Source organism: Chryseobacterium sp. MP_3.2, from assembly GCF_035984805.1.
Lineage (GTDB): Bacteria > Bacteroidota > Bacteroidia > Flavobacteriales > Weeksellaceae > Kaistella.
This window is the reverse complement of sequence record NZ_JAXCHW010000004.1, coordinates 1-11,843: the sequence shown is the minus strand read 5'-3', so window position 1 is coordinate 11,843 and position 11,843 is coordinate 1. Positions and strand designations below refer to the sequence as shown.

Below are 11,843 nucleotides of genomic sequence, written 5' to 3'. Positions count from 1 at the left end.
ATTAAAAGTTGTCACCTATGTATAATTAGCGGGTTCACAAAAATACAAAAAGAAAGAGCAGAATTTTCTGCCCTCTGATCAATTGTTTATATAATTATTTTCTATTTTTGGAAAAACTATTGAAATCTTCGATTACCAGTCCGCTGCCTTCATTTATAGGTTGAAATCGAATGTTTTTGTTGTTATAAATAGGCAGATTTTCTGCTGTCTTTGAAATGGGTTGTCCGCTGATCAACTGCAGTGCTTTTTTAAGTTCAGGATCAGAAACATTACCGAATTCTTTGATATTATTAATTGCCTGATAAGGACTGATTAAATACGTGGGAAGAATTCCGCCAGAGGGATTCGCGTCTTTATCTTTATTAAAATAAGAAAAGCTGATGGGCTGCAGTTTCCAATTATGTGCTGTATTACGAGTTGTATATGAAGTATAATCGGATGCGGGAGAATCGTAAAGTGTAATAGATCCAACAAATTTTCCATAAGTTTCATTTCCTATGGTGGTCACCGGTACGTATTTATTAAGACAAGTGATCGTAAGTTCACTTGCAGAAGCGGTTTGAAAAGAAACTAAAACGGTTATTTTGCTAACATTGAGACTGTTCACTGACTGTTGACCTGTAGGTTCTGGATAACCATTTACTACATTGTAAGTTTTCACGGTATTGCTTAAGTAATCTAATCCGTCTTCACTATTATGTTTGGCGTTAAAATCCAGATATGCATAAGGTTGACCCGTGAAATTCCCATTGATCATCTGCGCTAATGCGGTAGCAGTTTCCAGCGAGCCGCCCCCGTTATACCGTAAATCTAGGATTAGCTCCGTAATTCCATCCGCTTTCATTGCTGCAAAAGCAGAATTAAGCTCATCATTGTAATCAGACTTGAAACCGTTATAAACGAGATATCCAATATTTTTCCCTCCGTACGTGTATTTTTTGTAGAATGCCACTGGATTCTCGTCAATATTTGCTTTAAAAATACTAATGTTCTCTACCCTGTCTGTGGTAACTAAGGCAGTTGCCGTCATCACTGCAGTTGCGGCTCTCGTCACCGTAAATTGGTCTTGGGAAAATTGGGAATAATTACTAAGTGTTAATGGTGTTCCATTCACTTTAGTGATAATATCGCCCCGCTTAATACCTGCATTTGCAGCCGGAGATCCGGGAACTACGTAATTTACCAGCGCCACCGCAGAAGTGTTTGAATTGTCTTTGGGATAAACGGCGTAATCAAAGCCGGTAATTTTTTTTACCTCAGCAGTTCTAGAAGCCTGTACAACAGTATTATTGTTCTCTATCCAAGAAAATCGATCTGTGTTTCCATAATCATACAGAAGATTATAAAACAATCCATCGGGAGTCTTGGAGTTAATATACGGTAAATACTCGGCAGAGTTTTTGAAGCTATCTGCTAATCTGGGAACATTCGGTTGCCAGTAATACCATGAATTCATTGCTTTCCATACAAAATCATTGATAGAATTTGTCGGTGAGGAGGTGGGTGGACTAACTGGTCCGCTATCTCTGGAGCAGGAGATGAGTAGTAATCCTACTGCTGCGAAACTTGTGATGTATATTTTAATATTCATTTGTAAAAATTTTGATAAATTTGAATTCAATATTCAACGGAAAATTATGAAAATCAATATAATAACCCCAGTAATTGTACTGAGCTTGCTTGCATTAATATCAACATCATGTATTGCAAACGCATTGCCAAAAGTGCATAATCCTTCTTATCAAACATATGATCGTGATGGTGAGAAAGGTTACTTTGTTACCTTTGAAGTGAGCCACGATTCAATTTCTCCAAGCTCGGTGGTAATTAACCGAATTCAACAGACCATTTCCCCTCAAAACAAGTTGGGTTTAAATTATAAAGTGAACGTTATTTCACAGTCGAGAAAAATAATAAATTTTAAATCAAAAATTACCAACTTGGAAAACGGAATTTTTTTTAAGACCGATACAGCGCAGGTATTTAAGCCAGTGAATTTCAAATTACGGACCCCATAAAGTTTGTAAAAAGCGTAATTTTTGATGTTAAACAAATACTATAAATATCCAAAAAATTATAATTATGAAGTACAATTCTCTGAAAAACATCCCATTATTGGGGTTTATTTTCCTCGTCTCTTGCGGCGGAAATTCACAAACAAGCAATTCCCCACAGGAAATAAATGCGACTGACCCTATTTCCAATCCAGAAACTGCAGATAAACATTCCCCAGAATACCAATCAGCTTTTGTGGGGCAAACAAGAGCGAAAGGGATTAAAACTTCTACACCTTATGTAGTTGAAGAAATTAACTCTGATTTGGGCAAACCTTGGGGGATTACGAATTTACCAGACGGCAGATTTCTAATAACGGAGAAATCCGGTTTCATGCAAATTGTTTCCGCAGATGGAAAAATGAAAATGAAAGTAGAAGGGTTGCCAAAAGTAGATGCGAAAGGTCAAGGCGGATTATTGGACGTGATTTTGGATCCTGATTTTGCCACAAATCGAATGATTTTTTATACTTATTCTGAACCCGTAAATGGCGGAAATCATACGGCGGTAGGAAAAGGAAAATTATCTGCAGATGAAAAGATGATCGAAAATCCACAAGTTATTTTCCGCGCAACGCCTACTTATGATGGAAAATTGCATTACGGAAGCAGACTCGTTTTTGCACCAGATGGAAATCTTTTTGTGAGTACCGGTGAACGTTCGGATATGGAAACCAGACCTTTAGCTCAAAATACCATGGCGTATCTAGGAAAAGTTCTTAAAATAACAAAAGATGGAAAACCAGCACCTGGAAATCCGTTCATCGGACAGGCGAAATATCAGCCAGAGATTTATTCTTATGGATTGAGAAATCCTCAAGGATTTGCGATGGATGAAAAAGGTCAACTTTGGGACGGAGAAATGGGACCAAAAGGTGGCGATGAGCTTAACTTAATCCAGCCTGGAAAAAACTACGGTTGGGGCGATGTTACTTACGGAATTGAATACAGCGGTAAAAAAATTAATGAAGGAACAACAAAGAAGGAAGGAACTGAACAACCAGTTTATTATTGGGATCCATCAATCTCGATGAGTGGAATGACTTTTTACACGGGAAATATTCCGGAGTGGAAGAACAATTTATTCTTGGGATGTTTAAGCGGAGAAAAAATCATTCGACTTACTATTGAAAATAACAAAGTAACGGGTGAAGAATGGCTTTTAGTAGATAAAAAAGAAAGAATCAGAGATGTTTTAGATGGAAAAGATGGAAATCTGTATGCCATTACGGACAGCGGAAAACTTTTTAAAATCTCTAAGAAATAACTGGCTTTTAGTCCAAATAAACCAAATCCTCGTCAAAATGCTCGTCAATATTTCTGACGATTTTGGCGGTTTTTAGCTTTTCTAAAAGTTTCTCATGGAAAAAACTGGTCTCAAAAAATTGACGGTGAATTCCTGGAAGTAATTCCATAAATAGGTCCATTCCTACTTTATTGTTATGCAAATCCATTTTCTTCTCCAAAGGCTCATTAGGAAAAAGCTCCTCGTGCATATTAGTCATGCGGAGACAAAAATCTAAGGCTTTTTCTGGGGAAGAAACTTTAGAACAATACATTAAAATCAGACACGTCCACAATGCGTGTCGATAAGCGTTTCCGATTCCGCTTGTCGCGCTGGTTTTCGGAAATTCTTTTTGAGCCAGTGCAAAACTTTTTGCAGTAGCGTACAAGGCCAATAAAGAAAATAAAGGGTGCGGCAACGTGAGTTTCAGCAATTTTAAAATTTTACTAAAACTTAAAGAAGATAGTGTATTGAATATAATTTTAACCGTTCTTTTCATAACAGAAATCTCTCCAATTACGGAGAGATTATTTAGTTGATTATTGTGATTTTCTTAAGAGTGAACCAATAAATTCACGGTCTTAGAAACTTTATCTTTCATTTCCGTTCTCTTTACAATAAAATCTACAAATCCTTTTTCCTGCAAGAATTCTGAGGTTTGGAAGCCTTCTGGTAAATCTTTACCGATGGTTTCCCGAATAACGCGCGGTCCTGCAAATCCAATTAATGCGCCTGGTTCTGCCATAATAATATCAGCAGTCATGGCGAAAGAAGCTGTAATTCCACCGAACGTAGGATCACATAAATATGCGATGTACAATAATCCAGCTTCGGAGAGTTGTGCTAATTTGGACTGAACTTTTGCCAATTGCATTAAAGAATACGTTGCTTCCTGCATTCTGGCTCCACCCGATTGACAGATAATCATGTAGGGAAGCTTATGCTCCATACAGTAATCCACCGCTCTGCGAATTTTTTCACCCATCACGGAACCTAAAGATCCACCGATAAAACTGAAATCCATACAAGAAACCACCATCTCAGTATCATTAACTTTTCCTACCGCATTTCGGATAGAATCTGTCAATTTTGTTTTGGCTTTCACCTCTTTTAAGCGATCTGTATAAGATTTGGTATCCTTGAACTGTAGCATGTCTACACTTTCTACATTTGCATCTAGTTCAGTGTATTGATTGCCATCAAAAAGAATAGAGAAAAACTCGGTACTGCCAATTCTCACATGGAAACCATCCTCTGGGGAAACATAATTATTGGCTTTCAACTCTTCGTGCTCAATGATTTTTCCCGTTGGCGTTTGATGCCAAAGTCCTTTCGGAACATCTTTTTTATCTTCCGTAGAAGTGGTGATATTTTGTGTTTTTCTTTTAAACCAGTCGAATGCCATTTCTTAAATTTTAGATTTTAAATTAAAAATTTTGAGTTCATCTTCAAAAACTTAAAGGTAATTTAAAGCGTATTTACGTTGTTAAGATCTTCAAAAGCTTTTACCAATCTTGTGTTGAAAGTTTCTTCGCCTTTTCTCACCCAAACTCTTGGATCATAGAATTTCTTGTTAGGATTCTCTTCTCCATCAGGGTTTCCCACTTGCGTTCTTAGGTAATCAACTTTATCATTCATATAATCCCGAATTCCTTCTGCATAAGCAAATTGTAAATCCGTATCGATATTCATCTTAATCGCGCCATAACTGATTGCCTCTTCAATTTCTGCTTCAGTAGATCCAGATCCACCGTGAAATACAAAGTTAATTGGTTTGTCTTCAGTACCAAATTTCTCTTGAACGTACTTCTGAGAGTTGTCCAAAATTTTCGGCGTCAATTTTACATTTCCGGGCTTGTAAACACCATGAACATTTCCAAAAGCTGCTGCAATGGTAAAGTTTGGAGAAATAGCATTTAATCTTTCGTATGCATAAGCAACTTCATCTGGTTGCGTATACAATTTAGAAGAATCAACATCAGTATTGTCTACGCCATCTTCTTCTCCACCAGTTACACCCAATTCAATTTCCAAAGTCATTCCCATTTTCGCCATTCTTTCGAAATATTTACAAGAAATATCTAGATTTTCTTCGATAGGCTCTTCCGATAAATCAAGCATGTGAGAAGAGTACAGCGATTTTCCGGTTTGTGCAAAGAATTCCTCATTTGCATCCATCAATCCATCAATCCAAGGCAATAATTTTTTTGCACAGTGATCGGTATGTAAAATAACAGTAGCTCCATAAGCTTCTGCCAAGGTATGAATATGTTTTGCTCCAGAAACGGCTCCTAAAATTGCAGATTTTTGATTCTCATTAGATAGACCTTTACCAGCGTTGAAAGCTGCTCCACCATTAGAGAATTGAATGATCACGGGGGAATTTAATTTGGCGGCAGTTTCCATCACTGCATTTACATTACTAGAACCGATTACATTAACCGCGGGTAGTGCGAATTTGTTTTCTTTAGCATAATTAAAGATGTCTGTAACCATTTGACCTGTGGCAACTCCTGCCGGAAAACGTCTGCTCATAATTGTATTTTTAGAAGATTTATTCTATGTTTTTTGGAAGCGTAAAGTTAAGCAAATTATGCGACAAATATTAGTTTCGCTTGTCTTTTCCCCAAAGTAATTTCTGGCGAATGGTCTCATAAAAACTCAGATTATTAGGGTGAATGAGGAGGATTTGGAAAGATGCTTTTCTCAATATAATTTCCATATTGGTCTCCATGTGAATTAATCGGGAATCTAAAGAAAGTGAATATTGCGGAACTCTACTTTCAACTTTTAAACGAATTTCTACGTCATCATTAACGATCAGCGGACGAACATTTAAATTATGGGGTGCGATTGGTGTGATGACAAAATTTTTGTTATTCGGTGTGATAATTGGGCCTCCACAGCTTAGAGAATATGCCGTAGAACCTGTTGGCGTAGAAATAATGACCCCATCACCCCAAAAAATATTTAAAAATTCACCATCAATATAAGAATCGATCGTGATCATCGCCGTCGTTTCTTTGCGAGAAATGGTGACATCATTCAAAGCGTATGGAAAAAATTTCTCCGACTTCGGATCCAATATTTCTATCACCGATCTGCGGCTGACTTGTACTTCACCTTTTAAAATATCATCCAGTTCCAAAAAAATTTCCTCCTTTGTAAAACTCGCTAAAAATCCCAATCGACCAGTATTGACACCTACTACTGGAATCTCCAAATCCTGAACAAAAAGCAAGGAATTTACGATGGTTCCATCTCCGCCAAAGGTGAAAAACAAGTCTACTTCATTTTGCTGCAAATCATCTTTTCCGGCAAATGTTTTAAAACTTTTCGAAAACTGCATTTCATCCGCCATGGTCTTATACAAAATTGGCGTAATCCCTCTTTTTTCTAGTTCCGACACAAATTTACTTAAATACAGAAAAGTATCTAGGTCATTTTTTTGGGAATAAATAGCGGCGTTCTTCATTTAAAATTCTAAATATTTTTGAAAGAATCCAAACCTTTCTTTCATCAAATCATCTTTCTCATCGTTAAAGTATTTTTGAACAATAATATACCCATACCGCTCGAAAGTTTCTTGGATGGAAACTAAATTATCAGTAGTAATTTTTAAGGTAATTTGGGTAAAATCGTCTGTAATCATATTGATGTAGGATCCGAATATTTTACCGTTGTTAGATTCCACAATTTTTGAAACTTCCGTGAAAGAATAGGTTCTATCGGAAGTCTGTACAATCATAATTGCTCCATTTTCTGAAAAGAGCGGATACTTTGAAAATTCATTAAAAATATCGTCGCAAGAAAGGTAACCTACATATTTTTCTGCTTTAGAAATAACAGGAACTACATTAGAGTTAAATGTGTGAAAAAGCTTGATTGAATCCAGCAAATTTCCGTCTTCTACAATAGCGAACCGCTCAAAGTGCATTGCTAAAGATCCCAAGTCCCCTTCTGGACTTTCTTCTAAAAAAGACTGGCTGATTGCGCCTTGATAAATCCCTTTTTTCTTCACGAAAATATGCGTGTAACCAAATTCTTTCGCAAACTCATTGGCGTCTTCAATTCGATCGCTGGTGTTGAATGCTTGATAGTCTTTGGAGATGTAATCTTTGATAAACATGAGGCTAATTTAGGAAAATAATAAAAATGAAAAGTCTTTTTAAAAAAATTATAGAAAAAATAAAATTTAATTTGCATCATATTGAAACAAAATATATCTTTGTCGCCTTTCATTTTTACTTTTTATTAGATTTATTTAAACTGCGACGCTTTCGAGTGTTGCAGTTTTTATTTTTGGACCAAAGGTTTTGCACGTAAAAAAATGAGTCCGCCCAAAATAACAACTCCTCCGAAACCCTGCATCACACTCAGCTTTTCGCCATCTAAAAACCCCCACATCACGGCCACAACGGGCATTAATAAAGTAACTGTGGATGCGAATAAAGGAGTGGAAACACTTAGCAAGCGATAGTTCATCATCATTGCTAAACCAGTTCCAAAGATGGAAAGCAAACTCACATAACCTAATCCAATCCACAAATCATTTTCGGGTTTTACGTGACTAAAAAATCCCGCAGCAACTAAAGAAATTAGGGACGGAATAATCAACACAAAAGAGAAAACAAAAGCGGACAGTATTTTCGCTGGTACATCGTGTAATTTAGACTTCACTGTAGTAGTAGAAATAGCGTAACATAAAGTAGCAATGAGCAAAAGAATAATCGGGAATAACTTCAATTCCCCACTTTCACCCCCAGATAATGCTAAAATACATGCCCCGAAAAAACTTATCCCTACTCCAATCAATTGTCTTTTGCTTGTAGAAAACTTCCAAAAAAGGGAACCCACAATAATCACGAAAATTGGCATCATGGAATTTACAATCCCTGCAATACTGCTGCTAATTTGAGTTTCTGCAATCGGAAAAAGAAACATGGGAATGAAATTTCCTGTAATGGCGGCAATAATCAACCATTTTAAATGCCGCATGGGAAATTTCTTGCGGTTTAAAATCGCAATCGGCAGTAATAAAATTCCTGCAATTAAAACCCGTAAAGATCCCACTTCATAAGGCGTAAAATGATCCAGTGATTTTTTGATCAATATAAAAGAAGAACCCCAAATCACAGAGAGCGACAAGAGCAAAATCCATTTTTCTTTTTCAGGATTCATGGTTTGATTTTAAAATTTTTAAATATTCTATTTTAGAAATCATTGTTGCGCCCAAACTTTCCAAATGTTCGGAATAAATTTGACAATCAATGAGTTCTAAATCTTCTTTCAAAATAAATTGAATAAATCCTGCCTTTGAAGCATTACTAACTTTTGCAAACATGCTTTCTCCACAAAAAACTTTTCCGAATTGTAGTCCATAAAATCCTCCGACTAATTCTTCTCCTTGCCAAACTTCAAAGCTTTTCGCAAGTCCATGCTGATGCAGAATTACAAATGAATTAATCAATTCTTCAGAGATCCAAGTGCCATCTTGATCTTTTCGGTAGGTATTTTGGCATTCTTCCATAACCCGTCGGAAACATGTATTTTCTGTAAAAGAAAAAACGTCATCCCGGAAAATCTTTTTCATGGATTTAGAAATTTTCAAATCTTTTGGAAAAAGGACAAATCTTGAATCGGGACACCACCAGAGAATTTCTTCTCCCGGATTAAACCAGGGAAAAAGCCCGAGTTGATACGCAAATAGAATTCTCTCTGGAGAAAGATCACCGCCTACTGCCAACAAACCATTTTCTGACTGTGTAAATTCAGGGTCGGGAAAGGAGATTTCATCAGGATTTAAAAAGACCATAGAAAAAAATTAAATCCCACTCATAGAAAAGCGGGATTTAGGTTGTATATTTTTAGAAAATATTTTTAGAAAGGCAGGTCGTCTTCTTCATCATCGAAAACGCTTTTATCTGAAGTTGGCTGAGTTGTAGATGATGCAGCTACAGTTGGCTCAATTCCTCCATCTTCTACTTTTTCTACTCTCCAACCAACGATGGAATTGAAATATTTTACTTCATTTTGGGGAGAAGTCCACTCTCTACCTCTAATATTGATATGAACTTTTACTTTTTCACCTTCTGCAAGGTTATTTAAAAGGTCTGCTTTATCTTGTAAAAATTCAATATTGATTGGCTGTGGATATTGCTCTTCCGTCATTAAAACCATTTCTCTTTTCTGAAATCCACTTGCAAAAGTCTGTATATCAGTTAATTTTTTAATTGTTCCCTGTAATTCCATAATTAATTATTTAGGGGTAAAATTACTAAAAGTTAGAGAGAAAAAGAAGGGCAAAAAATAAAATTTTTGGTTAGTAGAAAATTTGTAAAATTTTCTTGGTTTAAAAAGGAAAAAGTTTTTATATTTGCACCTCAGTAAAAGAGAAGAAGATAATTGCGGATGTGATGTAATTGGTAGCCATGCCAGACTTAGGATCTGGTGCTTCACCGCGTGGGGGTTCGAGTCCCTTCATCCGCACCATTTTTTTTTGATCTATTTTTCTAGAAAATTTTTCGGAATTTTTTGAAAAGTTTATTTGCGAAAATAGCTCAGCTGGTAGAGCACGACCTTGCCAAGGTCGGGGTCGCGGGTTCGAATCCCGTTTTTCGCTCTCCACATGCCTTGGTGGTGGAATTGGTAGACACGCAGGACTTAAAATCCTGTGTCCGTAAGGATGTACGGGTTCAAGTCCCGTCCGAGGTACTTTAACCCCTCTGTAACGCAAGTTAACAGAGGGGTTTTTATTTTTAGGGTGGCTAAAAGGGTGGCTTGATTTAAGTTCAGTAACATTTATTTTGATTCTATAATAGATTTAACCATAAACATTATCCCTATGTTTGTTAAATGAAAATCTATTTTGAATTTTTGGCGAATGAAAATAATAGTTTACATAATCAGTTAACTTACTCGTTTATAGACTAACTGATTGTTTTTATAATTTTCTATTGTCCTATACTTTCTTCATTTGCACATATACAATCCAACCTGCTACTGCTGCTATTGTTCCAGGATGATTATCCCAAAATGCAAAATCCTTATTATTATCTGTATTAAACTGGTTCATTATTTCATTGAACTAGTCTTGTATTCGCTGCCCCCAATCTGATGACTTTCCTTTTATAAAAACTTCTTGTAAATCAATAATAGGTAGATTATCATTAATGCTACTTCCACCATTGTCACCTTGGCAATATCCAATTCCTGTACTACTTGGTGAAAAATCACCAAAAGATGAGTATTGTGATGATGGCGATGAACTGTTCATCCAACTTGGTGTACCATCAGAGGAAAAGCCACCAAATGTAATATTTTGTCCTTTCTTTGTTGCACCCCATAAGATGCTCATCCAAGGCGCCATATCTCTGCCATCTGGATCGAAGAACATCGCAGGATTGTTCATCACATAGGCATAAGGACTTGCATTATGAAATTTTTCAGACAACTGATCCATGCCGTTCCATCTACCAATATCGGGCATGTAATTTCTCCAACCAATCGTACATTCCGGTCTCCTGGAGTTCTTTTGATTATTCTTGGACTTTTTTTGTTTCTACAACATCAGTTTTTGATAAAATATCATGTAGTGTTTTTTTATAAATTAAAATAAAAAACACATCTATTGGAACTAATCTTATTATAGTTCTAATGATGATAGTTTTAAGATCTCTTCTAGTAAAAATTACTTCTAGTTTAAATATTCGTTTTCCTATTGTTTTTCTAAATAAATATTCAGAAATAAAATAATATAGTAAAAAGAAAAAAACAAATAATATTCTAAAATCATCTATAACATATAACATACTAAGACGAAATTGTCCAACACGAAAAAAGTTATATAAAGTATACATTAATAATTGAATTAATGTCACCAGATATATATCTAAAACACAAGCTAATACTCTTTTAATCATATTATATATTTTTAATATTTCCAACCAAAAGTTAATTTTCCTCCACCGCCGAGAAGTACTGATGCTTTTCCTTCTAAAACAGTCCATTCAACACTTTTTTCACCGGTTACAGAATTAAATTTAAATCCGATAGGACCATACGTTTGGGTATATTCCCTCTCTTCGCCAAACATTTTTCCTTTATATGAGGTGTCAACCCCATATACAAATATTCCATAACCAAAATTATTTTCAGTTTGTTCAGCCATCATCACTCTACTATTTACTGTGTTATTGTTAATATTTAGAGCAAAGCCAAATTTTTCAGTATGCCTGTTTTCAATATTTAAACCAAAAGGAATACCGAGAGCTTTTACTTTTAACTCAAGTTGTGCTCCTGCATCTACATAAGCTTCTCCATCCATATATAAATGATTACCAATAAATTTCATAGTTTTATAAAACCAACTTTCATTTCTATCTGCTTTATTAATATTAGTTCTATGAGTGGAAAAAACGCTCAAATTGACCACCAATTTTCGGAGCAAATTGACCACCTGTTCCGGAGTAAACTGACCACCAAGATTCGGAGCAAATTGACCA

At 35.8% G+C, this 11,843-nt stretch carries 14 protein-coding genes and 3 tRNA genes; 5 read left to right on the top strand and 12 right to left on the bottom strand.

Going from position 1 to position 11,843, the window contains the following annotated elements; all coding sequences use genetic code 11:
• Positions 1-94: 94 nt before the first annotated feature.
• Positions 95-1,591 carry a S41 family peptidase gene (locus tag RCH13_RS06905; protein WP_326986504.1) on the bottom strand — a complete coding sequence of 499 codons (1,497 nt, stop codon included), beginning with the start codon at positions 1,589-1,591 and terminating at the stop codon, positions 95-97.
• A 46-nt stretch (positions 1,592-1,637) separates the two neighbouring features.
• Here RCH13_RS06905 and RCH13_RS06900 point away from each other — a divergent pair, with 46 nt between their 5' ends.
• Both RCH13_RS06900 and RCH13_RS06895 read left to right on the top strand, forming a co-directional pair.
• On the top strand, positions 1,638-2,018 hold the full coding sequence (locus RCH13_RS06900) for a hypothetical protein (RefSeq protein WP_326986503.1): 381 nt from the start codon (positions 1,638-1,640) through the stop codon (positions 2,016-2,018).
• A gap of 64 nt (positions 2,019-2,082) precedes the next feature.
• Complete coding sequence (locus tag RCH13_RS06895; protein ID WP_326986502.1) at positions 2,083-3,321, top strand: PQQ-dependent sugar dehydrogenase; 1,239 nt, start codon at positions 2,083-2,085, stop codon at positions 3,319-3,321.
• A gap of 7 nt (positions 3,322-3,328) precedes the next feature.
• Here RCH13_RS06895 and RCH13_RS06890 read toward each other — a convergent pair whose 3' ends face one another.
• The 8 genes from RCH13_RS06890 to RCH13_RS06855 form a co-directional block, all read right to left on the bottom strand.
• Positions 3,329-3,838, bottom strand: a complete 510-nt coding sequence (locus RCH13_RS06890) for a DUF6973 domain-containing protein (RefSeq protein ID WP_326986501.1) — start codon at positions 3,836-3,838, stop codon at positions 3,329-3,331.
• A gap of 54 nt (positions 3,839-3,892) precedes the next feature.
• Positions 3,893-4,744 (bottom strand): acetyl-CoA carboxylase, carboxyltransferase subunit beta, encoded by an 852-nt coding sequence (gene accD, locus RCH13_RS06885; protein WP_326986500.1) that lies wholly within the window; start codon positions 4,742-4,744, stop codon positions 3,893-3,895.
• Between the two features lie 62 nt (positions 4,745-4,806).
• Positions 4,807-5,874 (bottom strand): class II fructose-bisphosphate aldolase, encoded by a 1,068-nt coding sequence (gene fbaA, locus RCH13_RS06880; RefSeq protein ID WP_326986499.1) that lies wholly within the window; start codon positions 5,872-5,874, stop codon positions 4,807-4,809.
• A gap of 70 nt (positions 5,875-5,944) precedes the next feature.
• Positions 5,945-6,814: an NAD kinase gene (locus tag RCH13_RS06875; protein WP_326986498.1), complete on the bottom strand. Its 870-nt coding sequence runs from the start codon at positions 6,812-6,814 to the stop codon at positions 5,945-5,947.
• Positions 6,815-7,468: a CBS domain-containing protein gene (locus RCH13_RS06870; RefSeq protein WP_326986497.1), complete on the bottom strand. Its 654-nt coding sequence runs from the start codon at positions 7,466-7,468 to the stop codon at positions 6,815-6,817. It lies immediately after the preceding gene.
• A 167-nt stretch (positions 7,469-7,635) separates the two neighbouring features.
• Positions 7,636-8,520: a DMT family transporter gene (locus RCH13_RS06865; RefSeq protein ID WP_326986496.1), complete on the bottom strand. Its 885-nt coding sequence runs from the start codon at positions 8,518-8,520 to the stop codon at positions 7,636-7,638.
• Positions 8,510-9,154 carry a leucyl/phenylalanyl-tRNA--protein transferase gene (gene aat / locus RCH13_RS06860; protein ID WP_326986495.1) on the bottom strand — a complete coding sequence of 215 codons (645 nt, stop codon included), beginning with the start codon at positions 9,152-9,154 and terminating at the stop codon, positions 8,510-8,512. The genes RCH13_RS06865 and aat overlap by 11 nt, the downstream gene beginning before the upstream one ends.
• Before the next feature lie 65 nt (positions 9,155-9,219).
• Complete coding sequence (locus tag RCH13_RS06855; protein WP_326986494.1) at positions 9,220-9,591, bottom strand: DUF3127 domain-containing protein; 372 nt, start codon at positions 9,589-9,591, stop codon at positions 9,220-9,222.
• A 155-nt stretch (positions 9,592-9,746) separates the two neighbouring features.
• Between RCH13_RS06855 and RCH13_RS06850 the strand changes: the two genes are divergently transcribed.
• From RCH13_RS06850 to RCH13_RS06840, 3 genes are all read left to right on the top strand, one after another.
• Positions 9,747-9,831: transfer RNA gene (locus RCH13_RS06850), tRNA-Leu, on the top strand.
• 57 nt (positions 9,832-9,888) lie between these two features.
• A tRNA-Gly gene (locus RCH13_RS06845) sits at positions 9,889-9,961 on the top strand.
• An 8-nt stretch (positions 9,962-9,969) separates the two neighbouring features.
• A tRNA-Leu gene (locus tag RCH13_RS06840) sits at positions 9,970-10,053 on the top strand.
• Positions 10,054-10,426: 373 nt separating this feature from the next.
• Here the strand turns inward: RCH13_RS06840 and RCH13_RS06835 are convergent.
• The 3 genes from RCH13_RS06835 to RCH13_RS06825 form a co-directional block, all read right to left on the bottom strand.
• Positions 10,427-10,846, bottom strand: a complete 420-nt coding sequence (locus RCH13_RS06835) for an RHS repeat-associated core domain-containing protein (protein WP_326986685.1) — start codon at positions 10,844-10,846, stop codon at positions 10,427-10,429.
• Positions 10,847-10,877: 31 nt separating this feature from the next.
• The gene (locus RCH13_RS06830) at positions 10,878-11,261 is read right to left on the bottom strand and encodes an RDD family protein (RefSeq protein WP_326986493.1); all 384 of its coding nucleotides are present in this window, start codon (positions 11,259-11,261) and stop codon (positions 10,878-10,880) included.
• Between the two features lie 11 nt (positions 11,262-11,272).
• The coding region (locus RCH13_RS06825; protein WP_326986492.1) for a hypothetical protein at positions 11,273-11,843 on the bottom strand (571 nt) is incomplete at its 5' end.

What these genes read in the sequence shown, in the direction of transcription:
- RCH13_RS06870 (WP_326986497.1), bottom strand. Translation starts at nt 7,468, where the DNA reads ATGTTTATCAAAGATTACATCTCCAAAGACTATCAAGCATTCAACACC.
- RCH13_RS06875 (WP_326986498.1), bottom strand. Translation starts at nt 6,814, where the DNA reads ATGAAGAACGCCGCTATTTATTCCCAAAAAAATGACCTAGATACTTTT.
- RCH13_RS06855 (WP_326986494.1), bottom strand. Translation starts at nt 9,591, where the DNA reads ATGGAATTACAGGGAACAATTAAAAAATTAACTGATATACAGACTTTT.
- aat (WP_326986495.1), bottom strand. Translation starts at nt 9,154, where the DNA reads ATGGTCTTTTTAAATCCTGATGAAATCTCCTTTCCCGACCCTGAATTT.
- fbaA (WP_326986499.1), bottom strand. Translation starts at nt 5,874, where the DNA reads ATGAGCAGACGTTTTCCGGCAGGAGTTGCCACAGGTCAAATGGTTACA.
- RCH13_RS06900 (WP_326986503.1), top strand. Translation starts at nt 1,638, where the DNA reads ATGAAAATCAATATAATAACCCCAGTAATTGTACTGAGCTTGCTTGCA.
- RCH13_RS06890 (WP_326986501.1), bottom strand. Translation starts at nt 3,838, where the DNA reads ATGAAAAGAACGGTTAAAATTATATTCAATACACTATCTTCTTTAAGT.
- RCH13_RS06895 (WP_326986502.1), top strand. Translation starts at nt 2,083, where the DNA reads ATGAAGTACAATTCTCTGAAAAACATCCCATTATTGGGGTTTATTTTC.
- RCH13_RS06865 (WP_326986496.1), bottom strand. Translation starts at nt 8,520, where the DNA reads ATGAATCCTGAAAAAGAAAAATGGATTTTGCTCTTGTCGCTCTCTGTG.
- accD (WP_326986500.1), bottom strand. Translation starts at nt 4,744, where the DNA reads ATGGCATTCGACTGGTTTAAAAGAAAAACACAAAATATCACCACTTCT.
- RCH13_RS06905 (WP_326986504.1), bottom strand. Translation starts at nt 1,591, where the DNA reads ATGAATATTAAAATATACATCACAAGTTTCGCAGCAGTAGGATTACTA.
- RCH13_RS06830 (WP_326986493.1), bottom strand. Translation starts at nt 11,261, where the DNA reads ATGATTAAAAGAGTATTAGCTTGTGTTTTAGATATATATCTGGTGACA.